This is a genomic window from Winogradskyella immobilis (assembly GCF_021887715.1).
Lineage (GTDB): Bacteria > Bacteroidota > Bacteroidia > Flavobacteriales > Flavobacteriaceae > Winogradskyella > Winogradskyella immobilis.
Window position 1 is genome coordinate 1 of record NZ_JAIQXX010000006.1, and the last position, 24,092, is coordinate 24,092.

The 24,092-nt window shown below is 31.9% G+C and carries 23 protein-coding genes; 13 read left to right on the plus strand and 10 right to left on the minus strand.

From position 1 onward, the window contains the following. Window positions 1-373: 373 nt before the first annotated feature. The 6 genes from K8Z87_RS06025 to K8Z87_RS06050 all read right to left on the minus strand — a co-directional run bounded on the left by K8Z87_RS06025 (window position 374) and on the right by K8Z87_RS06050 (window position 5,828). Complete coding sequence (locus tag K8Z87_RS06025) at window positions 374-829, minus strand: SRPBCC family protein (protein ID WP_227476588.1); 456 nt, start codon at window positions 827-829, stop codon at window positions 374-376. A gap of 193 nt (window positions 830-1,022) precedes the next feature. Beyond that, window positions 1,023-2,117 carry a redox-regulated ATPase YchF gene (gene ychF, locus K8Z87_RS06030; RefSeq protein ID WP_227476589.1) on the minus strand — a complete coding sequence of 365 codons (1,095 nt, stop codon included), beginning with the start codon at window positions 2,115-2,117 and terminating at the stop codon, window positions 1,023-1,025. A gap of 193 nt (window positions 2,118-2,310) precedes the next feature. Beyond that, window positions 2,311-3,336 (minus strand): TlpA disulfide reductase family protein, encoded by a 1,026-nt coding sequence (locus K8Z87_RS06035; protein ID WP_227476590.1) that lies wholly within the window; start codon window positions 3,334-3,336, stop codon window positions 2,311-2,313. 51 nt (window positions 3,337-3,387) lie between these two features. Next, the gene (locus K8Z87_RS06040; protein WP_227476591.1) at window positions 3,388-3,933 is read right to left on the minus strand and encodes a helix-turn-helix domain-containing protein; all 546 of its coding nucleotides are present in this window, start codon (window positions 3,931-3,933) and stop codon (window positions 3,388-3,390) included. A gap of 605 nt (window positions 3,934-4,538) precedes the next feature. Continuing rightward, entirely contained in the window at window positions 4,539-5,210 is a 672-nt protein-coding gene (locus K8Z87_RS06045) for a helix-turn-helix domain-containing protein (protein ID WP_227476592.1), read from the minus strand. 264 nt (window positions 5,211-5,474) lie between these two features. Then, the gene (locus tag K8Z87_RS06050; protein WP_227476593.1) at window positions 5,475-5,828 is read right to left on the minus strand and encodes a 4Fe-4S dicluster domain-containing protein; all 354 of its coding nucleotides are present in this window, start codon (window positions 5,826-5,828) and stop codon (window positions 5,475-5,477) included. A gap of 154 nt (window positions 5,829-5,982) precedes the next feature. Here K8Z87_RS06050 and K8Z87_RS06055 point away from each other — a divergent pair, with 154 nt between their 5' ends. From K8Z87_RS06055 to K8Z87_RS06095, 9 genes are all read left to right on the plus strand, one after another. Beyond that, window positions 5,983-7,044, plus strand: a complete 1,062-nt coding sequence (locus tag K8Z87_RS06055) for an acyl-CoA reductase (RefSeq protein ID WP_227476594.1) — start codon at window positions 5,983-5,985, stop codon at window positions 7,042-7,044. 122 nt (window positions 7,045-7,166) lie between these two features. Continuing rightward, window positions 7,167-8,228: a 3-phosphoserine/phosphohydroxythreonine transaminase gene (gene serC / locus K8Z87_RS06060; RefSeq protein ID WP_227476730.1), complete on the plus strand. Its 1,062-nt coding sequence runs from the start codon at window positions 7,167-7,169 to the stop codon at window positions 8,226-8,228. 42 nt (window positions 8,229-8,270) lie between these two features. Continuing rightward, complete coding sequence (locus tag K8Z87_RS06065; RefSeq protein ID WP_227476595.1) at window positions 8,271-9,221, plus strand: D-2-hydroxyacid dehydrogenase; 951 nt, start codon at window positions 8,271-8,273, stop codon at window positions 9,219-9,221. Window positions 9,222-9,331: 110 nt separating this feature from the next. After that, window positions 9,332-9,976 carry a DUF937 domain-containing protein gene (locus K8Z87_RS06070; RefSeq protein ID WP_227476596.1) on the plus strand — a complete coding sequence of 215 codons (645 nt, stop codon included), beginning with the start codon at window positions 9,332-9,334 and terminating at the stop codon, window positions 9,974-9,976. Window positions 9,977-10,100: 124 nt separating this feature from the next. Beyond that, complete coding sequence (locus tag K8Z87_RS06075) at window positions 10,101-10,538, plus strand: DUF6146 family protein (protein WP_227476597.1); 438 nt, start codon at window positions 10,101-10,103, stop codon at window positions 10,536-10,538. A gap of 38 nt (window positions 10,539-10,576) precedes the next feature. Next, window positions 10,577-11,071: a DUF6787 family protein gene (locus tag K8Z87_RS06080; protein ID WP_227476598.1), complete on the plus strand. Its 495-nt coding sequence runs from the start codon at window positions 10,577-10,579 to the stop codon at window positions 11,069-11,071. Window positions 11,072-11,128: 57 nt separating this feature from the next. Next, window positions 11,129-11,431 carry a hypothetical protein gene (locus tag K8Z87_RS06085; protein WP_227476599.1) on the plus strand — a complete coding sequence of 101 codons (303 nt, stop codon included), beginning with the start codon at window positions 11,129-11,131 and terminating at the stop codon, window positions 11,429-11,431. Between the two features lie 73 nt (window positions 11,432-11,504). Continuing rightward, window positions 11,505-13,934: a TonB-dependent receptor gene (locus K8Z87_RS06090; protein ID WP_227476600.1), complete on the plus strand. Its 2,430-nt coding sequence runs from the start codon at window positions 11,505-11,507 to the stop codon at window positions 13,932-13,934. 24 nt (window positions 13,935-13,958) lie between these two features. Beyond that, window positions 13,959-14,522, plus strand: a complete 564-nt coding sequence (locus K8Z87_RS06095) for a type 1 periplasmic binding fold superfamily protein (protein WP_227476601.1) — start codon at window positions 13,959-13,961, stop codon at window positions 14,520-14,522. Window positions 14,523-14,574: 52 nt separating this feature from the next. Here K8Z87_RS06095 and K8Z87_RS06100 read toward each other — a convergent pair whose 3' ends face one another. Further along, window positions 14,575-14,841, minus strand: a complete 267-nt coding sequence (locus tag K8Z87_RS06100) for a hypothetical protein (RefSeq protein ID WP_227476602.1) — start codon at window positions 14,839-14,841, stop codon at window positions 14,575-14,577. A 200-nt stretch (window positions 14,842-15,041) separates the two neighbouring features. Between K8Z87_RS06100 and K8Z87_RS06105 the strand changes: the two genes are divergently transcribed. Both K8Z87_RS06105 and K8Z87_RS06110 read left to right on the plus strand, forming a co-directional pair. After that, window positions 15,042-17,483 (plus strand): DUF5916 domain-containing protein, encoded by a 2,442-nt coding sequence (locus K8Z87_RS06105; RefSeq protein ID WP_227476603.1) that lies wholly within the window; start codon window positions 15,042-15,044, stop codon window positions 17,481-17,483. Between the two features lie 46 nt (window positions 17,484-17,529). After that, the gene (locus K8Z87_RS06110; protein ID WP_227476731.1) at window positions 17,530-18,192 is read left to right on the plus strand and encodes an ABC transporter ATP-binding protein; all 663 of its coding nucleotides are present in this window, start codon (window positions 17,530-17,532) and stop codon (window positions 18,190-18,192) included. 63 nt (window positions 18,193-18,255) lie between these two features. Here the strand turns inward: K8Z87_RS06110 and K8Z87_RS06115 are convergent, their stop codons facing one another. Further along, window positions 18,256-19,110, minus strand: coding sequence for an alpha/beta hydrolase (locus K8Z87_RS06115; RefSeq protein ID WP_227476604.1), 855 nt, complete (start codon window positions 19,108-19,110; stop codon window positions 18,256-18,258). A 318-nt stretch (window positions 19,111-19,428) separates the two neighbouring features. Between K8Z87_RS06115 and K8Z87_RS06120 the strand changes: the two genes are divergently transcribed. Then, the gene (locus K8Z87_RS06120) at window positions 19,429-20,379 is read left to right on the plus strand and encodes a polysaccharide lyase family 7 protein (protein ID WP_227476605.1); all 951 of its coding nucleotides are present in this window, start codon (window positions 19,429-19,431) and stop codon (window positions 20,377-20,379) included. 69 nt (window positions 20,380-20,448) lie between these two features. Here the strand turns inward: K8Z87_RS06120 and K8Z87_RS06125 are convergent, their stop codons facing one another. Further along, a complete protein-coding gene (locus K8Z87_RS06125) occupies window positions 20,449-21,726 on the minus strand; it encodes an ammonium transporter (RefSeq protein WP_227476606.1) in 1,278 nt (425 codons plus the stop codon). 159 nt (window positions 21,727-21,885) lie between these two features. Beyond that, entirely contained in the window at window positions 21,886-22,503 is a 618-nt protein-coding gene (locus K8Z87_RS06130) for a TPMT family class I SAM-dependent methyltransferase (protein ID WP_227476607.1), read from the minus strand. Between the two features lie 104 nt (window positions 22,504-22,607). On the opposite strand from K8Z87_RS06130, the gene fumC reads away from it, so the two are divergent. After that, entirely contained in the window at window positions 22,608-24,005 is a 1,398-nt protein-coding gene (fumC, locus tag K8Z87_RS06135) for a class II fumarate hydratase (protein WP_227476608.1), read from the plus strand. The last annotated feature ends 87 nt before the right edge of the window (window positions 24,006-24,092 follow it).

Here is a 24,092-nt window from a genome sequence, read left to right on the forward strand (position 1 = left end):
TAACGATGTAAAAAAAATAAACCTGTACAGGTTTGATGGCTAACCAATGCTAATAGTCTCAAAAAGTGCTCGTTAAATTCACTTATTTTAACTATTAACACGATAAAACTAAAAAAAAAAAAAAATAGAATCAACAAAAAAACATAAGAAAAATCTGAATTTTTTATTTTTTAAAAAAATTACGGAAAAACCGTAATAACTTGCGAAATAAACTTTAAAATTTAACAATTTTATGTTTTGACAAGTGTTGTTAAAAATTATTTTATAGTTAATTTAATCTTTGTGTATTTTAATTTATTCCATCTTGCATAGCCCTTAATATAGGAGAAGTCTCAAAATGTATTTTGTTTCAATTATCTAACAACACAGTGATCTAACCCCTGAACTCTAGCTTCTGTTTAAGTGCAATATTTCTCATTTCTAAAAGCGTTTTCATGTATTTGGTAAGAAATAACCAATTAACAAATTTGCCAATGATTCCGAATGGAGATTCAAAGCCAAAACGGTCAATCATTAAAGTTTCACCTTCTTTCTCTTCAAAAATATGTTCGTGAAAAATAGACTTAAAAGGTCCTGAAACCATTTCATCGATAAAGTAGTATGGCGAATTAAACTTTGTGATTTTAGATGTTAATTGCTGCTTAACACCTAAATGTTTAGCCTCCCAAGTTACCCATTCATCCAACTCAATTAAACCCGATGTTTTTCCTGCAATGGCTTTTTCGCTAGAATGTTCTAAAGACTCTTGATGGAAATCAATACTGCGCGATAAATCAAAACACGATTTAATATCTGCTTTTATATAGGTTTTGAGTTCTACAAATGGCATAAGCTTACTATTTTGAATAATATATTACAATATTCATTTAGTCGTAGAAAAACGTAGTTCTTAAAAACAACACTTTTTAAAAAGATTGTCACACCGTTCCGATTCGCTATGACAAAAGGAAGTTTGTTAGGAATCATCTTCTATTATCTAAAAGCGAAGCAATCTAAAGTCTAGCATCTACGAGCGTAGCGAGTTACACATTAAACAAGAAATGCATTACATCTCCATCTTTAACGATATAGTTCTTGCCTTCTACACGCATTTTACCTGCTTCTTTTACTTTAGTTTCACTTCCGTAAGACACATAATCATTATAAGCAATAACTTCTGCACGGATGAACCCTTTTTCAAAATCAGTATGAATGACTCCTGCTGCTTGTGGCGCTGATGAACCAATAGTTACGGTCCAAGCTCTTACCTCTTTAACTCCTGCTGTAAAATACGTTTGTTGGTTTAAAAGCTTATAAGCCGAACGGATTAATTTCGCAGAACCTGGTTCGTCTAGACCAATATCTTCCAAAAAGAGCTGACGTTCTTCGTAATCTTCAAGCTCATTAATATCTGCTTCTGTACCAACAGCTAAGACTAATACTTCTGCTTTTTCATCTTTAACAGCATCTCTAACTTTATCTACATAAGCATTACCTGTTGTGGCTGCACCTTCGTCTACATTACAAACATACATTACTGGTTTGTCTGTTATAAACTGTGATGGTTTTACAAACTCAGCATAGTCATCCTCAGAAAATTCTAAAGCACGTACAGAAATACCTGCTTCTAAGTTTTCTTTTATCTTAATAAGGATAGCTTCTTCTTTTTGCGCTTCTTTATTTCCTGTTTTTGCAGCACGCTTTACTTTATCTAGCTTTTTTTCAGTCGTTTCTAGGTCTTTAAGCTGAAGTTCCATATCAATGGTTTCTTTATCTCTAATAGGATCTACAGAACCATCAACATGTACAATATTATCATTATCAAAACAACGCAATACGTGTAGAATGGCATCGGTTTCTCTAATATTTGCTAAAAACTGATTTCCTAGACCTTCTCCTTTGCTTGCACCTTTTACTAAACCAGCAATATCAACAATTTCTACTGTGGCAGGCACTACCTTTTCTGGCACTACCAATTCTTCTAGCTTAGACAATCTTGGATCTGGCACGTTTACCACACCAATATTAGGTTCTATAGTACAAAACGGAAAGTTTGCACTTTGCGCTTTGGCATTAGATAAACAATTAAATAACGTTGATTTTCCTACGTTTGGTAATCCTACAATTCCAGCTTTCATCAAAAACAAGTTTTTTGATTCCCGTAAAAGCGGGAACCTCTTTTTTATTACAAATTTGCGAGTGCAAATGTAGGTAATTAATAGAATAATTAAATTAAAAGTTTTGGATTGTATTTAATTGACAGTACAGTTACTGACCTTATATAACCCATCGGCTATTGATTTAAAATTATCGTTTTTTGGTATTCATAATTTATTTACTGTTTAAATACCGCTCTAAATATTGTCTTAAATCTGCTGGTTTTATATCTATACTTAATATTTTCCCATTAGTATCAACTAAAAAGTTAGAAGGTAACTGTTGAATCCCTAATGATTTTATAGCTTCACTTTGAGAACCTTTTTCTGCAAAAGTGTTGGTCCAATAAAGATTGTCATCCTTAATTGCTTTAATCCAAGATTCCTTTTTCAAATCAAATGAAACCCCATAAATTTCAAATCCTTTTTCTTTATAATCAGTATAAATTTCCACCAATTTTGGGTTATCTTCTCTACAGGGAGCACAATATGTAGCCCAAAACTCAATAAGCAAAATAGCCTTTTTTAAATCCTTCGTATTTATATACTTTCCTTTACTATCTGTGAGTTGAAAATCTTTCAGAATTGTTCCAACTTTTATATTTTTCAACTTTAATAAAGATGCTTTTATAGATTTAATTTCTTCACTCCTTTGAGTTGATATGTCAAGCTTATTAAACAGGTTATAGACCTGTTGATAACTAAATATAGGATCAGCTGCTATTTCTGATAATATTGTTCCACTGAATTGACTTTTTGGATTTTGAGTAATAATGGTGTCTAATTTTTCATAGAGTTTTACATTGAAATCTGAATCAGATTCAATTTGTTGAAAATAACTCTGTAAATCAGATAATATAAGAGCCGTTTTATTTCCCTTTATCGAATTGATAGCTACGGTCTTTTTGTTAATAGACACATTAACACTCATTTTGCTATTCTCTAGATATAAAACACTTTCAGATGTAACCCCATTCTTTGTGTGAAGAAAAGATTCAATAGGATAACTAACTTTACCAATGAAAGAAAACGATTTGCTCATAACTAATGTGCTATCTGTTTTATTTCCATAATTCAGATATATGTATCCAGAATAATCATTTGTAATCTTTCCCGTAATCTCGAAATTATCATTTTGACATAATCCATTAAAAAATGTAATGATTATTGTGAGTGTTGTAAATAGTGTTTTTAATTTCATGACTTTTTATTTTGACGTGTTATTCATTGATCGACTAACTATGTTACCTTTTTATCTTAGAAATCGAAATGCAGGTTTATATTTAAATGATTTTTTATTGTAAATTCTAATTGTATTATAAATAGTTACTGCAATATTGAATACATAAAATACTGAAAGAGGTATAAACATTGAAAACACTCCTGCTAGTATTAATAAATAATATAGAAGCAATAACAAACCATACGATATTTGAAAATTCAGAATAGCTTTTCCAAGCTTGTTAACACTTTTTAATTTATCTTTTTTTAATACCCACATTATCAGTGGAATAATTATTCCAAGTAAGGGGTAAAACAAAAATCCAAGCCCCGAAAGGCTCATTAAAATCAAATAATTTTGGTCTTCTTGTATCTTCCGACCTACTATTTCTTCGGGTGAAGTATCCAATGCTGCAGATAATCTTTTTAAAGTATCTCCTCTTGGAACAGTTTCATTATTTTCAATCCTCTGAATTGTTCTTATACTTAAACCAGATTCTTCCGCCAAATTTTCTTGTGATATTCCTTTTCTATCCCTTAAATCTTTTACATTTTGTGCCAGGCTGAAATTGGTCATTATTATATACTTTTTAATTTGAAGTAAAATTACATTTGTTTAATCATATTTGATAGCGTCTTTAACATGTCATTCTTACGCATTTAGCATCAAATTCCTTTTTAAACAATTAAATGGCATGAATCGTTTGAAACGATTTACTACAATCGATTCAGAGACAAATTTAGTACTAGTAAGCGAAGTTAATTTTAATTCACACAAAAATCAATAGGTAAAACTATCTATATGTCCATAAAAATGATGAGCCAGTTGAGAACATCGTTATGTCCTTTGAAGTTACTTCTATGAATCCTATATGGATTTGATATGTAACTTGAGAAAAGTAATGTGGCGTTATTAAGTTTTTCTTTATAAACAAGCCTTGAGTCTACACTAATACAATATTTATTTTCTCTTAATTTAATCATTTCGTACTAGCAATAACTTAGTGATATAAATTCGTTTTAATGCCTATACCAAACTGTAAATAAAATTACAGTTTAAAAACCTAGAAGTCAATACGTAACGTTACGTATTTTTCAATTATGTGAGTTCATTCTTTTTAATTTAATAAAAGGTGGTTTTAATGACTTGTTAAATAGCTACAAAGTCAACTAATTCGTTTTTTAGAAACGTAAAGAGCTTAAAGAACGGTTTTGTTTTTTTGCTCGTAAGTCCATTATAATTGCAATAGCAAATACTACAGCAGCTGAAATTACCCCAATTCTGAGACGGTTATCTATATTGCCATTTACAGAAAAAGCAACAGCAAATGAAACTCCAAAATTGATAGCCCAAAACCTGTAATAATTACTAGGCAAAAACCGTAGTTTGTTTTTTAAATATTTTTTTAACTGGTTTAGTTTTTTCTTTAATAATTCATTACTAAATGAAGGTATTTTTTCAAGTTCTAGATATTCCAAATAACTTTCAATGGCTTCTAATTGTTCTGGGCTTAATTCCTTCTCTTTAAGCTCTGTTAAGGTGTTAATAAACCTTTCAAAGGTTTTAATTTCAGATTTCTTATTTGCTTTACTAAGCTGTTTTTTTAAAAAAATAATAGTGGCTTTAATATCTGCTGTTTCTGAAATCGTTTCGGATTCAGATAATTCACTTAATTGCACGTCTAGCGCATTTGCAATTCTTTTAATGGTTTCACCAGTAGGTTTAGATTCATTATTTTCAATTCTTTGTATGGTTCGTAAACCAACCTGCGATTCTTCCGCTAAATACTCTTGAGACATTCCTCTTAAAGCCCTTAATTCTTTTAATTTATTTGCCAATTTTTTTGTTTCCATATTAAATGTAATTTTTGTTTCAGCAAATGTATTTTGAGTTTGCTATTAATGGTAACGCCATGTTTACGTCACCTTTACGCCAAGCTCATTATAACAGGCGTTAAGCGAAGTTATAGCTTCTAAACCTAGAAGTCAATACGTAAGCGTATTTATTTTTGCAACAAACAGTCTTTATTAATAATGGTCCCAAAACAGTAAACTTTAAAAAGCATAAAAAAACCGAAGTGATGTCCTTCGGTTTTGTGTTTTATATTTAAAGTAGTATTAATCGTCTGGATGCATAAAACGCTGCTTACCTAACAACTCTTCTTCAGTTTCTACAACATCTTCATCTGGCACACAACAATCCACAGGGCAAACTGCAGCACATTGCGGCTCTTCATGGAAGCCCATGCATTCTGTACACTTGTCTGGTGCTATATAATAAAGTTCGTCACTAATAGGCTCTTGCGCTTCTTCCGCATCCACTTCTTTACCGTTTGGTAAAATAATAGTACCCGTTAAGCTAGTGCCATCTTTATAACGCCAATCGTCAGCACCTTCATAGATTGCTGTATTTGGGCACTCTGGCTCACAAGCTCCACAGTTAATACATTCGTCTGTTATTATAATTGCCATAGAATTTTATCTTTTAATCTAAAATTTACTTTTACAAAAGGTATTTTTATTGCTTATAAAATAATCAAAATCAAAACCTTTTCTTGCTCATTTGCTTTCCGTAAATTTGCCACTGCAAAAATAATGTAAAAAGCATTAGATAACCAAGTGCAGAATGGATATAAAACAAAGAATTAACGTTTTTGTTAAGTTAGGTGATTTCCTTAGTCAGTTTACCACTTCTGGCATTGAAAAAAAAGACCATATCGAAGGAAATGAGATTTGTTTTGATGGCTTTAAACATCAAATAAAAATTGCCAAAGAACACAATTCTTGGTTTACAGAAAATAACATTTTTTTCGCTTTAGAATCTTGGTCTAATGCATTGAAAAATAGTAATATTGAGCAGTGGTTAAATAAGTATCACTTTAATAATAAAATTGATGGTAAAACCGTAGTCATAATCATGGCAGGAAACATTCCTTTAGTTGGTTTTCATGATTTTTTATCCGTACTCATTTCTGGGCATAATGTATTGGTTAAACAATCTTCTAATGACAAACATTTACTTCCATTTTTGGCAAAATACATAGAACTTATTGAGCCTGAATTTAAAGGAAAAATACAATTTACTGAAGAGAAGCTAGAACACTTTGATGCGGTTATTGCAACAGGAAGTAATAATACAGCCCGTTATTTTGAATATTATTTTAAAGACAAACCGTCTATTATTAGAAAAAACAGAAATTCTGTTGCGATACTTACTGGCAAAGAAACTGATGCACAGCTAGAAGCGCTTTCTGAAGATGTTTTTAGATATTATGGATTGGGTTGTAGAAATGTTTCAAAATTGTTTGTGCCAAAAGGTTATGATTTTGATGCGTTTTTTAAAGCCATTTATAAATGGCACCCCATAATTAATGAAGCCAAATATGCCAATAACTACGATTATAACAAAGCGGTGTATTTAATGAGTGAATTCGATATGTTAGAAAATGGGTTTTTAATGCTAAAAGAAGATGAAAGCTTTGCGTCTCCTATAGCTACTCTATTCTACGAAACATACAATTCTAATGAAGACCTAAATAATCGTATCGCCACAAAAACAGATGAGATTCAATGTATTGTCGCAGATGGCTTTAACAGTAATGAAGTTGCTTTTGGAAACACACAAAATCCTCAGTTGTGGGATTATGCCGATAATGTAGACACTATTGAATTCTTGTTAAAAATATAGCTGAAAAATTATAGAATTTGTAACACAAAATAGAGATATAATTAACACCTTTGTAACGATTTAAGTTTTAAAAAATTAGAACCTCACATGATGTGGTTCTGAAATAAATTCAAAATAAAATGATCAAAAAACATAATTTTAGTGCTGGACCATGCATATTACCACAATCGGTAATGCAAAAAGCTTCTGAAGCGGTATTAAATTTTGATAACGGCTTGTCCTTATTAGAAATATCTCATCGCAGTAAACCTTTTGTTGATGTTATGGAACAAGCACGTTCTTTAGCATTAGAGTTGTTAGGTTTACAAGGTAAAGGTTATAAAGCTTTATTTCTACAAGGTGGCGCAAGCACACAGTTTTTAATGGTAGCTTTAAACCTATTAGAAAAAAGAGCTGGTTATTTAAATACCGGAACATGGGCAGACAAATCTATTAAAGAGGCTAAAATTTATGATGATATCTACGAAGTTGGATCTTCTAAAACAGCGAACTACAATTATATTCCAAAAGGATTTGATATCCCTGACGATTACGATTATTTTCACTGCACTTCTAACAATACCATTTTTGGAACGCAAATGAAGCAGTTTCCTAAATCACCAATTCCTATGGTGTGCGATATGAGTAGCGATATTTTTTCGCGCCAGTTAGATTTTTCTCAGTTTGATTTAATTTATGCTGGAGCTCAAAAAAATATGGGACCTGCTGGTACAACTCTAGTTGTAATTAAAGAAGATATTCTAGGTAAAGTGTCTCGTAAAATTCCATCTATGATGGATTATAAAATACACATTAGTAAAGGCAGTATGTTTAATACGCCTCCTGTATTTCCTGTATACGTATCTATGCTTACATTACAATGGTTAAAAGATCTTGGTGGTATTAAAGCTATTGAGGAAGAAAATGAAAAGAAAGCACGTTTAATGTATTCGGAAATTGACTTAAACCCTTTATTTAAAGGGTATGCCGTTAAGGAAGACCGTTCTAATATGAATGCCACGTTTACTTTAGAAAATGAAAATTTAAAAGAAACATTTGATGCCATGTGGAAAGAAGCTGGTATTAATGGATTAAATGGCCACAGAAGTGTTGGTGGTTATAGAGCTTCAATGTACAATGCTTTATCATTAGATAGCGTAAAAGCATTGGTTGAAGTCATGAGTGAACTAGAAAGTAAAGCGTAAAACAGATTTCCGCTTGTGCGGAAATGAAAAACAAGTTTTTCAATGAAAGTATTAGCAAACGATGGAGTTTCTCAAAGTGGTATAGACGCACTAGAAGCTGCCGGATTTGAAGTATCTACAACAACTGTTGCTCAAGAGCAATTAGAAAATTACATCAACGACAATTCTATAGATGTGCTTCTAGTAAGAAGCGCAACTAAAGTGCGTGAAAATATTATAGACAACTGCCCTAGCCTAAAAATTATTGGTCGCGGTGGTGTTGGCATGGATAATATAGATGTTGATTATGCACGTAGTAAAGGTTTAAATGTTATTAATACACCAGCGGCATCTTCGCATTCAGTAGCCGAATTGGTATTTGCGCATTTATACGGATTGGCACGTTTTTTACACAATTCTAATAGAGACATGCCATTAGAAGGAGATAGCAATTTTAAAAGTTTAAAGAAAGCTTATGCAAAAGGGACTGAGCTAAAAGGAAAAACTTTGGGCGTTTTAGGGTTTGGCCGCATTGGGCAAGCTACCGCTAAAATAGCTTTAGGAGCTGGCATGAGAGTCGTAGCTTACGATCCTTTTATGGAGTCAGCTCATGTAGAATTAGAGTTTTTTGATAATCAAAAAGTGAATTTTGAAATTAAAACAGAATCTAAAGAAGCCGTTTTAAATCAATCCGACTTTTTAACACTTCATGTTCCTGCACAAAAAGATTATGTAATTGATGAAGCAGAATTTAAGCAAATGAAAGATGGTGTTATCATTGCTAATGCTGCACGTGGCGGAGTGCTTAATGAGGTTGCATTAGTTAAAGCAATAGAAAGCGGTAAAGTAGCAAGAGCCGCATTAGATGTTTTTGAGAATGAACCGCAACCAGAAATTCAATTACTAATGAATCCTGCATTATCATTAACACCACATACTGGTGCCGCTACCAATGAAGCACAAGATCGTATTGGAACAGAGCTAGCAGAACAAATTATATCGATTCTGAAATAATTTTTAGGTTAAATGTGACCAAATCAATAATAATGAGTCCTAATAATATATTGGGACTTTTTTGTACCTTGAAAAGCAGAATTTTATTAATTAGAAAATTATACAACAAAATGGCAGGAATTTTAGATTTATTAAATAGTGATTTAGGAAAAACTATTATTAACGGAGTATCAGGTTCTACAGGAACCGATCAAAGCAAAACAAGTAGTGTACTAACTATGGGTTTACCAGTATTGATGAAGGCTATGGAGCGTAATGCTTCTACTTCTGAAGGTGCTCAAGGTTTGTTAGGAGCTTTAAACGGAAAACACGATGGAAGTATCTTAGACAACTTAGGTGGTTTATTTGGAAGCGGTGATCAAGGTTTAAAAACTGATGGTTCTAAAATTCTAGGACATGTCTTAGGACAAAAACAACAAGGCGTACAACAAGTTATTGGTCAAAAAGCTGGTTTAGATGCAGGTTCTGTAGGTAATATTCTTCAGGTTGCAGCACCAATTCTTATGGGTGTATTAGGCAAGCAAGCAAAACAAAGTAACGTAAGCTCTCAAAACGGGTTAGGCGGACTTTTAGGTGGACTTTTAGGTGGCGCAAGCCAAACTGGTGCCGTTACTAAAGAACAAACTTTCTTAGAACAAGTTTTAGACTCTGATGGTGATGGTAGTGTTATTGATGATGTTGCTGGTATGGTGCTTGGAGGTAGTGGTAAAAAAGGTGGACTTGGAGGTTTACTTGGTGGCCTTTTTGGTAAATAAACAGACTTATTTTTTAAATAATATAAAAGCTAGTATTTCTTTACTAGCTTTTTTCATTAAATAGAATTAAAGTTATGTCCTAGTACTGTTATATTTTGTAACTTTATTCAAATTGAAAACGCCAATGAGAGCATTTATTATTCTATTAATAGCAACTATTGCATTTACAAATTGTAAAACACCCGATACATACACAAAATCAACTGATGAAAGACAAGAGAGCTTAACCGCAAACGATACTGTCGTTATTGGTAGTGATGAAAATACTTATGAAATAATAATCATAGATGCAGGTTTTACAGGTTGGTTAGCTTCTATAGCGAGACCAGAAGGTTACTATTCGCAATCGTTTATGGAAACTCGTAATAATCTTTTTGTTACAGAATGGAACAATAGAGTTAGACAACCGCAACGCTTTGACCCTAACCTATATCAAATGACTATTGATTATAATCGATATGAAGACTACGGTTACGAAATCAATTACAAATTATACAATTACTTTATTTTTTTTCAGCTAACCTATAAACAGCGGTTAAGTGCTTTCATTCCTAGAATTTAGATTAAATTTGCAACGCAAAATCAAGCGAGGTAAAAACTATGAGAAAATTTAAAGCGAATTGGGAAATTCAAGAAAATTGGCAATTGGTATTTCCATTATTAGGTCTAATAGGCTTAGGTTATTCTTCATATAAACTTGCTCTAGTTCTCTTAAAAGATGTACAATTCATTTTTACACTTTTTGTTACATTAATTGTGTTTTTTGTTCTTTTAAAGTTCATTCTTTTCATTTTTAAAAAATTAAAGAAGAAATGGATTTTAAAATACCGATGGGAAATGATACGTGTATTTATTGTTTTTGCAATTACAGGATCGTCTTCTGTGTATGTAGGACGGCCAATAATTAAAATGATTGGAATTACTAAAGAAAACCTCGGTGCTATTGGTTATTGGATTTTATACATTTTTATTGGCCTTATTTTCTATCAAATACTATTAGTTTGTTTTGGTTGGCTATTTGGTCAATTTAAGTTTTTCTGGGAGTTTGAGAAGAAAATGTTACGACGATTTGGACTAGGCAAATTTATAAATTAATGGTTTTTTGTTTTTATTAACAGTCTTTAGCATATTTTTTTTATTATTTTGCAACACATGAAAAATTCATTGTACAAAATAATGTCATTAACGTTTTTAATTACCTTTATTTTAATAAAAGTAGTTAATACGCATAGTGTGTCTCACATAATGGACGAAGACACTACTGAAAAATGTCAGTTTTGTGAATTTTACAGTGCTTCTGAACAGGTAGCTCTTTTTACACCTGTATTACAAATTTCTGAGAATACTAATGATTATCAAGAAGTAGAATACCAAGTATTCTATAAAACTCCTGTTTTCTCAGAAAAAACACCTCCTGGAAACTTTTTTAATCGGCCTCCCCCATTTTTAGTGTAAATCAAAGCTTAAAAAATTAATTATATATCAGTAACAATCTTGATATGTAGCTATTTTTAATTTTTACATTAAAATGAGATCTATTATATTAATCCTATTATTTATAGGAACTTCAACAACGTATTCGCAACAGTGCAACTTTACTCTAAAGGGTAACATCATCGATTTTCATGATGGTAAACCTCTTGTTGATGCTTCTATTGTAGTCATTAAAGACGGAAATATCTTAAAATCTACAACATCAGATTCTAAAGGTAAATACCTGATTAAAGGATTATGTATCGGCAAAGTAGAATTATATGTATCGCATACAGAATGCAATTCTAAAACGATTCCTCTAGAAATTAAAGGAAATACAACACGTAAAATAAGTTTAGAGCACCATTTAGAAAATCTAAACGAGATTGTAATTACTGGAGAAAAACGAGAACAAGGTATTTCTAAAGCCACTAGTGTACAAACGTTAAAAACGGCTGACATTGAGCAATTTTCTGATGCATCTATAGGTGATGCTTTAAAAGAGATAAGTGGAGTATCTTCTTTAAATACAGGGAGTACTATTGTAAAACCAATTATTCAAGGGTTAAATAGTAGTCGTATATTAATAATAACAAATAACGTGCGTTTACAAGATCAAGAATGGGGTATTGAACATGCTCCTAATGTAGATCTTAATACTGCAGATAGGCTAACAGTTATAAAAGGATCTGGAGCATTACAATATGGTGGAGATGCCATTGGTGGTGTTGTTTTAGCAAAACCTAAAGCTTTAGCTACAAAAGATACTGTTTTTGGAAAAACAATTCTTTCAGGAAGCTCTAATGGTCGTGGCGGTAGTGTATCCTCTTCTGTTGATAAAGGGTTTAACAATGGTATTGGCTTAAGAGTTCAAGGTACATATAAGCGTTTTGGAGACTTTAGAGCTCCTGATTATTTTTTAACAAATACAGGGACTGAACAAAAAGCAGCTTCCTTTAATTTTGGTATAAATAAATTTCTATATGGAGCAGAACTTTATTATAGTTATTACGATACAGAAATAGGCATATTACAGGCAGCAGACCTTGGTAATGTTACAGATTTAATTAGAGCGATAAACTCACCTGTCCCAGAGATTATTGAAGATTTTTCGTTTGATATTGGTTTGCCAAGACAAGAAGTAAAACATCATTTAATTAAACTGAACTCTTACCTTAGATTAAAACGTTTAGGGAAATTAGGTTTTCAATATTCGTTTCAATTTAATGATCGTCAAGAATTTGACAATAGAAGTTTTATAGACGATGATATCCCTGTTGTAGATTTAGAACTAACAACACATAATTTAGATCTTTTACTAGAAGTCAACAATCTCGATAATGCCAAAATAAGTACTGGAGTTAGCGCTATATATCAAGAGAATTTTGCAGATCCAACAACAGGTGTTAGGCGTGTTATTCCTGATTATGAAAAATATGGTTTAGGTGTATTTGGTGGCATAGCACATGATGTTACTGATGACTTACTAATCGATATTGGTGCCCGAGTAGATTATACACGTATCGATGCGCAAAAGTTTTATAGAGGTACTTTTTTTGACGATCGCGGTTATAATATAGATTTTGCAGATATTATTGTAGAGCAAGTTGGTAGTCAAATCCTTGTTAATCCTGTTTTTGATTACACAACATTTTCTGCCACCTTAGGATTGGCCTATAATATCAATGAAACTCTAGACTTGCAATTAAATTATGGTTTAGCAAGTAGACCACCAAATCCTTCAGAGTTATTTAGTGAAGGCTTAAACCAAGCTTCTGTTGCTTTTGAATTGGGTGATTTACGTATTGAAGAAGAAACTTCTAATAAGATTGCCTTAACATTAAAAGGGTCACTATTTAATGGTCGTTTAAACTTCAATGTCACTCCGTATATCAACTTAATAAACGATTATATTGTTTTACAACCATCAGAAGATGGTGTTATAACAACGAGTCGTGGTGCATTTCAAGAGTTTGAATATATACAAAACGATGCTCGCCTTGTTGGTTTTGATGTAGATGCAACATATGATTATAACGACTACTTTCAATTTAAAACTAGTTTTTCATATTTAAGAGGTGATGATACTGAAGCAGAAAGACCTATTATAAATATACCACCTGCAAATTGGTTTAACACTATTTCTTACAACAATAAAAAATTAAATAACCTTAGTCTGCAATTAAAAAGTGAAGCTGTTTTTGAACAAACACGCTTTCCTGATAATAACTTTATTGCTCGTACGGTTGTAAACAATGAGTTTGTCGATGAGTTAGTTGATGTTAGTACTCCTCCACCAGGATATCATTTACTGCATTTTAATTCATCAATTCAGTTTAACCTGAGTAAACTCACAAAACTAGAACTTGGTTTTGCTGTGGATAATATATTCAACACAAACTATAGACAATATCTTAATAGATTCCGGTTTTTTGCGGATGAATTAGGAAGAAATTTCAAACTTAGAATCAAATTAAATTACTAATATTTTTAAAAACAACTAATTATTATGAAAACGTTCAAACCACTTTTACTTATTGCTTTACTTATTTTAGCCTCTTGTTCTGATGATGATGACGGAACACCGCCTGTTATTAACGACGAAGAAGTTATTACAACTTTAACTGTAACTTTAACACCTAATGGAGGTGGTCCTGATATAGTACTTACCAGCAGAGATTTAGACGGTGATGGTCCTGGCGCAGCTGTAATTACTGGAGGTACTTTAGCTGCAAACACAACTTATACTGGTGTTGTACAAGCTTTAAATGAACTTGAAGACCCAGCAGAAGATATTACTGAAGAAGTTGCTGAAGAAGATGATGAACATCAATTCTTTTTCCAAGCTATTAGTGGAGCCAACATCACTACTATGTATACAGATTTTGATGGTGATGGAAATCCATTAGGAATTAATTTAACATTAACTACAGGTGATGCTAGTAATGGAACATTAAGAGTAACCTTACGTCATTTATTAGATAAAAATGCAGCTGGTGTATCTGAAGGAGATATTACTAATGCTGGTGGAGATACTGATGTTGAAGTTGATTACCCAATAATTATACAATAACCATTTTTTGTCCTAATACTTTAATTTTAAAAACACTCTTCGGAGTGTTTTTTTATTTTGTTTTAGTTTTAAACACATAGGTGTATAGCCACATTAAAGTAAAAGTCGGTGCAATATCTGTAAAAGGCAATGCTTCTTCTATAAATGTAATAACACCTGCTACTTTACCAGATTTACCTTTATACAACCGTGTCATTAAATAACCAGATAATGGTGCCCAAATAACATCTGAAAACTCACCAATAACTGGGATAACAAAAGATGCATAACCAATAGCATCTAAAATAAGGCTTAATAGTAATTTAGGATACTTTTTCATACTAATATTTGTTATGATTAAAGCAATAAGTGTTCCAAATCATTTTATTAAAAAATAGCTGACATAATTTCAAAAAAATTCAATACATCTATATAAAAAGAACTCTCCAAAAAAGGTCGCTTCTTAACTACTTTTAACGTTTAATTATGAAGTTAACTTATTTGATGAGTGTAGTTTTGTGCGACAATCAAAAATTGATAATGATCAAACGTTTTGTTTTCTTTATATTAACAATGCTTGCCGTAAATGGTATACATGCGCAAGCAAAGAAAGCATTACATATAAAACGTGCAGATGTAGCACCTATAATTGATGGTGTTTTAGATGATTCTGTTTGGGAAAATGCTGAAATAGCTACAGATTTTATTCAGTTTCAACCAGAAATCGGAAACAAAAACCCTAATGAGCAACGTACCGAAGTAAAAATTACTTACGATGACGAAGCCATATACATATCGGCGTATCTCTATGACAATCCAGATTTAATTTTAAGACAATTTACCAGAAGAGATGATTTTGGTCAGTCCGATTTTTTCATGGTAGTACTTAACCCAAATAATGATGCCCAAAATGACACTAATTTTGCGGTAACAAGTTCTGGCACGCAAGCCGATGCTTTGGTAAACCCAACTATTGGTGAAGATTTTACTTGGAATGCTGTTTGGGATAGTGCTGTTAAAATTGTAGATGATGGCTGGATTGTAGAACTAAAAATCCCATATCGAGCATTGCGTTTTACAGCTCAAGAAGAACCTATTTGGGGTTTGCAACTTCATCGTCATTTTAGAAGAACAAGAGCACAATTTACTTGGAATCCTATAGATGTTACTCAAGGTAATATCGGTTTATATCACGGGGAGCTTTACGGACTAAATAATATTAAGCCACCTATTCGTTTAAATTTATATCCATTCTCTACAGGTATAGCAAGTACTTTTGATGGTGAATCAGAAACAGATTTAAACTTTGGATTAGATCTTAAGTATGGGATTACAGACAATTTAACATTAGACGCTACTCTTGTACCCGATTTTAGTCAGGCTGGTTTTGATAATCTAGCCCTAAACCTTGGCCCTTTTGAACAGACATTTGCAGAACAACGTCAATTTTTCACTGAAGGCGTCGATTTATTTTCAAAAGGTGGTTTGTTTTTTTCTCGTCGTATCGGTAATCAACCTTCTGGAGAATTAAACTTAACAGATGATGAATCCGTAGATTTACCTAACGAGGTAAAAGTTTTAAACGTAGTTAAGGTTTCTGGAAGAACAAAAAAAGGTCTTGGTATTGGATTGCTTAATGCCATTACCGAAGAAACTTCAGCTACAATTACTGATGATATTACTGGTGAACAACGTCAAGAAATTGTAGAACCATTTGCAAACTACAATGTTTTAGTCGTAGATCAACAATTTAACGGTAATTCTTCTATAAGTTTAATTAACACCAATGTTCTTAGAGAAGGAGGTTTTAGAGATGGTAATGCTACAGCGTTAGTGAGTAATTTTCAAAACAAACGAAATACATACCAGGTTAATACAGAACTAAAGCTAAGTCATGTCAATTTTCAAACTTCAGAGGCAGAAACTGGGTTTAGCAGTTCTTTTTTAATAGGAAAAACTCATGGCAATTTTCGTTATAGTGCTGAACATAATTTTGCCGACACAAAATATGATATCAATGATCTAGGGCTCAACCTAAGAAACAATTTTAATAATTTTGGAATAGACGCTTCTTATCAAACATTTGAACCAAAAGGCAATTTAAATTCTTATAGAATTACTGGATCTGTTGATTATGAGCAATTAGCAAGCCCTAATACATTTACTGGTATTGCTGCACGTTTAGATTTTTTTGCTCAACATAAAAGTTTAAATGGTTTTGGGTTTAATTTAAGATCACGCCCAGGAAAACAATTTAATTTCTTTGAATCTAGAGATGGACGTCCTTTTATTTTTGAAAATTTTGTGCGTCTAGGTGGATTTTATTCCTCAAACTATAATAAACCATTTGCCTTTGATTTTAGTGGTTCCATTGCTAGTATTTTTGAAGATGGCCGTGATTTTTTTAGTTACAATATACGCTTCAGTCCACGTTTTAGATTCAATGATCATATTTTACTTATTTTTAATTCTGAATTCGATAGACGAAGAGGAGAACGTGGTTTCGCTACTTTTGAAGATGACGAACCATTACTAGGTAATCGCAAACGAAGACGTATTACCAATACTATTAGCGCTAATTATTCATTTAACTCTAATAACACACTCGCTATAAATTTTAGACATAATTGGGATACTGTTAATTATGATAATGAACTCTTTACACTTATAGGTGAAACAGGACGCGTTACTACTGATACTGGTTTTACGTTAGACAACATTAGTTCTGACCCTAATGTAAATTTTAGCACATGGAATTTTGATTTAAGTTATTCATGGCAATTTGCTCCTGGTAGTTTTTTAACGGCTTTATACCGTAATCAACTTTTAAATATTAACGAGCGTTCTGAAGATACATTTACAGGGAGTTTAGATACATTATTTGACGAACCTATACAACACATATTTTCATTACGTGTTCAGTATTTTATAGATTTTAATGGTATTAAATCTATTTTCAAAAAAAATAATACCAGTTCCTAATTGTATAGCTTCACATTAAGTATTATTTTCACATTCTATGGGTGCAATAATTTCAGCAAAACAAATTCATAAAGGCTACAAAGAGCTTCAAGTTTTAAAGGGTGTCGATATTAATATAGAAGAAAGCGAAATTATTTCTATCGTTGGTGCTTCTGGTGCCGGAAAAACAACATTACTTCAAATTTTAGGTACTTTAGATAAACCCGATTATAAAACAGATTCTGAGCTTATCATTAACGGACAATCTATAAAAAGTTTAAATGATAAAGCATTGGCTGAATTTAGAAATACAAATATTGGTTTTATTTTTCAGTTTCATCAGTTATTACCCGAATTTACAGCATTAGAAAATGTTTGTATTCCGGCTTTTATAAAAAACACGCCAAAACTTGAAGCAGAAACACACGCCAAAAAATTATTAGAATATTTAGGGCTATCAGATCGTATAGATCATAAACCTAGCGCCATGTCTGGTGGTGAGCAACAACGCGTTGCTGTAGCTAGAGCTTTAATAAATAAACCAAAAATTATTTTTGCAGATGAGCCTTCTGGTAATTTAGATAGTGAATCTGCTGAGCAACTTCATCAACTCTTTTTTAAACTTAGAGATGAGTTTAAACAAACCTTTGTAATTGTAACCCATAACCAAGAATTAGCTGCAATGGCAGACCGAAAACTAACTATGGTCGATGGGAATATCGTTGGTTAACCTCTATATAAATAGTACTGTTTTTATAAATTGAAAAATTAATAACCTTTTTATTTTTTTCATTTAATCTCTAAACTCAAAAATATGATGCAAAGCGTCATATTCTGCTATTAGAGGAACTGAACCATGACTATCGTTCTTATAATACTTTGCTTTATATAACAATTGCTTTTGAGCATTCTTTTTAAGATAAGAATTAAGCTCCAAAATAGAACGGATATGATTAGTTTTCGCTGTAGTATCTTTTTGTACACTTAACGTATCCATGCCTTTATTCATTGTATTTGCAATTGCTAAAAAAAGTGATTTACGTTTATACGTTTTATCTAGGTTTGTAAGCTTTATTTTGCTTAATAATCGTCTATTATTAAACCACATAGAAGGATCAATTGCTACATAAGAATTAAACAACTCGGGCCTTTCTAACCATGTATTCATAACTGTTAATCCTCCCAATGAATGCCCTATAAATGTTTTATAAGATTCCGTTGGGTAATTAGAATCTATGTATGGGATCAATTCGTTTTCTATAAATTTTATAAAATCGTTTCCACCGCCAGATGCTGGTCTTGATTTCATCTTTGTTGGTGTTAAATCTCGCATTCTATTTGTATTAGGAATACCAACTACAATCATTTTAGGAACAATAGTATTGCCATTTATAGAACTCAACTGAGTTATCATACCAACAACAGAATAAAAATGTGCATTACCATCTAATAAATAAACAACAGGATATTTTTTATCACCTAAAGAACCGTCATAGTTTCCTTCTGGAACATGAATCCAAATTTGTCGTTCTTCTTTTAAAACCTTTGAAGTTAAGATATCTACTTTACCAATTGTAATTTGATTTTTTTGTCCGTAAACAATAGAAAGGTAAAGACAAAATAGAAAGGATAAACTAATGCTTTTCATATACATTAAATGGAATTAATAATTTAAAAAACTAAATTATTGATATTACAATTATTAAACTACATGTAATTAAAAATATTACTCTTTTTTATTGAGTTCTCTAAATCTCATAACATAAGCAGTTTTTAATAGTGATTACTATAAGTAAACAAATTTTATCTTCAAAAAATTTCATCATTCAAATACTTTTTTTATTTTTGGTTAACCAAATTGGTTAACCAATTTTAAAATATTAAATAAGTAATTTACATTATGGTGATTCAGACAAAACAATTAAAGCTAAATACTATTTTTTCACTTTTAAAAATAGTATCATTAATGCTATTTATAGTTTGTTTTTCTTGTCAAAGCGACTCAGATGATTTACCTGAAGATGACATGGTAAATCAAGAAGATGAAGAAGATACTACTAATGATGATACTGATGGAGATGATAATGGTGAAGATGATACTGATGATCAAAGTTTTGATTTTCCATTTGATATTGGTTTAGCTAATTGGAAAATTACCTTACCTAGAAATTTTAGCGGAAATACCAGAGATGGTGTTTTAGTAGCTGATGAAGTTTTTTTAGATGCTTCAAGAAATGATTATAGTAGCGATCCTAGTTTTAGGGTCTATGATGATAAATATTTCTTTTTGACGGAAGAAAATTACGCTAGGTTTGAATGTCCTGCTACAGAAGACATTCCTACAACAAGTGCTAATACAACTAATACCAGAACAGAATTGAGAGAAATGCCTTCTGACGGTTCTGGAGAAGCAGGATGGGATGCTACAAATTCAGTGTTAAAAACTATGGAATTTAGAGTAAGAGTAATACAGACTCCGAATTCTAAAAAATTTGCTTTTGCTCAAATTCATGATTTTCAACAACCTATATGGGACGATTTAATAAGAATACAAGTACAAAGTGATGAAAGTAATGCTACAATTGGAGATCGTGGGAGAATCTTTGTTATGGGTGATATGGTAGAAGGAGAATTAGAAGACGGATTTGATGTTGATTTTAGAGCTTTAAATTATGACGATAGAGTTATTAAAGACGATTATATTCTTGGGGATTGGCTACATGTAAAAGTAACAGCTCAAAACAGTACTATTAGTATTTTCTTAGATGACATGGAAAATCCTGTTCGTGTATATGAAAATGCTGATTGTCGTAGTAATTATTTTAGAGCTGGTGTTTATAACCAATCTATAAGAAATAGCTATGGTGGTACTGGTATAGGAGAGTTTTCTGAAATTATTGTATCTGATAATTTTTGATAGTATATAACTGTTCTACAAATAGTTGTTTTTGTAGTTTTTATATATAAAACAATACCTTTATAATAATTACTCTATTTGCTCTCCATGTTGACTAATGTCTAAACCACGCTCTTCTTGGTCATCTCTAACACGCATTTTAAGTAATAAATCCACTATTTTGAAGAGTACATAACTTCCACAAAAAGTAAATGCAGCAGTTATAAATAAAGCAATAATATGGTAGTAGAATGTTGTCGTCTCTCCATAGGCTAAACCAACATCAATAGCAAATACAGCTGTTAATAACATACCAACTACTCCTCCTATACCATGACTAGGAAAAACATCTAGTGTATCATCAATACCTGATTTATTTTTAAGGTTAATCATCCAGTTAGAAATAATAGAAGCTACAAAACCAATAACCATAGATTGTCCAATATTTACAAATCCAGCTGCTGGTGTTATTGCTACTAATCCTACAACAGCACCAATGCAAGCGCCAATTGCCGACATTTTCCGCCCCATTAAACGTTCATAAAATAACCATGCTATCATGGCTGTTGCTGAAGCTACGTTTGTATTTGCAAACGCAATTACAGCATCACCATTAGCTCCTAATGCTGATCCTGCATTAAAACCAAACCAACCAAACCATAATAAACCTGTTCCTAAAATAACATAAGGTACATTAGCATGAATTTCTTCCGTTACTTTTCGTTTTCCTAAATAAATAGCACCAGCCAAAGCGGCAAATCCAGCAGACATATGTACAACAGTCCCGCCTGCAAAATCTAGCACTCCCCAGTTTCTAAACAAACCATCAGGATGCCATGTCATGTGGGCTAATGGACTATAAATTAGCAAGCTAAAAAGTACCATAAATAAAATATAGCTTCTAAAACGAATACGTCCAGCAAAACTTCCTGTAATCAATGCTGGTGTTATAATAGCAAACTTTAATTGAAACAATGCATATAATAAAAATGGAATTGAAGATGAAAATTCTGGATTAGGCTCTACCCCAACATTTTTAAAATTAAAATAGGTTAACGGGTTTCCTATAATGCCTCCTATACTATCACCAAAAGCTAAACTAAAACCTACAAGAACCCAAAGTACACTAATAACACCTAATGCAACAAAACTTTGCAGCATTGTAGAAATGACATTCTTTTTATTTATCATTCCTCCATAGAAAAATGAAAGCCCTGGTGTCATTAACAGTACAAAAGCACTCGCCACAAGCATCCATGCTGTGTCTCCTTTGTCTATTTGGCTAGATAATTCTTGGTAGTTTGATGCTGTAAATCCACAAAAAATAACAATAAGTGCAAGTACTATAAAGTTGATCTTCTTCCCCATTATAACTCAAAGTTTTAGTTGATTAATTTTAAAGCAAATTAATTTTTATTACTCTGAAAATCAATGTGGAATTCATAAAAAAAGGTTGTGTTTTTTTAGAAATCTACAATAATTGAACACAAATTTGTCAACTCAAAAAACAGAATCAAAAGTTATCTATTATCTGTGTTTTTTCTCAAAAACACCAAACAACTCCTTCCCTAACCTTGACTCAACTGAGTTATAAGCATTTTCAAAAGTTTTTACATTAAACCAAGGAGATAAGTAACTTAAATATTCTTTTTTATCTCCACCAAATGGTCGTTTTTCTAGATCTCCTTTTAAAGGAATGTTAAACCAAAGTCCTACCAACTTGCCGTTAGACTGAAGTAATGTATTCATTTTTTTTGCGTAACGTTTTCGGGTCTCAATTTTTGGAGGAAAGGAACAAAAAAAGGTTTGTTCTATAATTAAATCATAAAGATTAACGTGTTCAAAGAAATCTCCTTCAATCAATTGGGTTTTTGGAAAATTGGGATTTCTTTGAGAAAATAAAATCAATGGTTCTGGAGCTATATCTAAAACAAATACATTTTTAAAACCATTGTTAAATAAGTACTCGGCTTCAAACGCATTACCAGCACCTGGAATTAAGATCTTAATAGATTTATCTTCTAATTGATCAATATAATCCACTAATGGACGTGATGACTCACCTAAATCCCAGCACGTTCTATTTTCAATATAACGTTGAGACCAATATTGTTTTTCTCTTTCAGATATAGATAATCTCGCCATTATTAACTTTAATTAACTAAATATACCAAAAATGACTTTAAAAATAATTAAATAGAACTTCAATAAATTGTAAATTTGTAATTAAGAACAACAATTAATAAGTCATGTCATACAGAATAGAAAAAGATACTATGGGCGAGGTTAAAGTACCCGCTGATAAACTTTGGGGTGCGCAAACAGAACGCTCTCGTAACAATTTTAAAATTGGTCCTTCGGCTTCTATGCCTTTAGAAGTGGTTTATGGATTTGCTTATTTAAAAAAAGCAGCCGCATATACCAATTGTGAACTTGGTGTATTATCTGAAGAAAAACGCAATCTTATTGCTCAAGTTTGTGATGAAATTTTAGAGGGTCAACACAATGATCAATTTCCGTTAGTAATATGGCAAACAGGTTCTGGCACACAAAGTAACATGAACGTCAATGAAGTGGTTGCTAATCGTGCACATCAAATTGCTGGTAAACAAATCGGCGAAGGTGAAAAAACAATTCAGCCAAATGATGATGTAAATAAATCGCAATCTTCAAATGACACATTTCCTACAGGTATGCATATTGCTGCGTACAAAAAAGTGATAGAAACTACTATTCCTGGAGTTGAACAACTTAGAGATACATTTCAAAAAAAATCTGAAGCTTTTAGTAAAGTAGTAAAAATAGGGCGTACACATCTTATGGATGCAACTCCATTAACGCTAGGTCAAGAATTTTCGGGCTATACAGCACAGTTAACCCATGGTTTAAAAGCGCTAAAAAACACTTTAGCACACTTAAGTGAATTGGCTTTAGGTGGAACTGCTGTTGGAACGGGCTTAAACACTCCAAAAGGATACGATGTGCTTGTTGCAAAATACATTGCTGAATTTACAGGGTTACCATTTATAACGGCTCAAAATAAATTTGAAGCTTTAGCTGCACACGACGCTATTGTAGAAACGCATGGAGCATTAAAACAATTAGCTGTATCCTTAAATAAAATTGCTAATGATGTCCGTATGATGGCTTCTGGACCACGTTCTGGAATTGGTGAAATTATTATTCCTGCAAACGAACCCGGAAGTTCTATTATGCCTGGTAAAGTTAACCCAACACAATGTGAAGCAATGACTATGGTCTGCGCACAGGTTATGGGTAATGATGTTGCTGTAACCGTTGGTGGTACACAAGGACATTACGAGCTTAATGTATTTAAGCCTATGATGGCTGCAAATCTTTTACAATCTGCTCAATTAATTGGTGATGCTTGTGTGAGTTTTGATGTTAACTGTGCTTCAGGCATAGAACCAAACCATACGGTTATTAAAGAGCTTTTAAACAATTCATTAATGCTAGTTACAGCATTGAATACTAAAATAGGTTATTATAAAGCTGCTGAAATTGCAAATACAGCGCATAAAAATGGTACGACATTAAAAGAAGAAGCAATAAACTTAGGCTATGTCTCTGCGGAAGATTATGACGAATGGGTTAAACCCGAAGATATGGTTGGTAGTTTAAAGTAAACACAAGCATAAAATGATATATTAAAACGTTGCTTATAACAAGTAGCGTTTTTTTTTATTCAAAAAAAATACAATCTTTACAAAAAC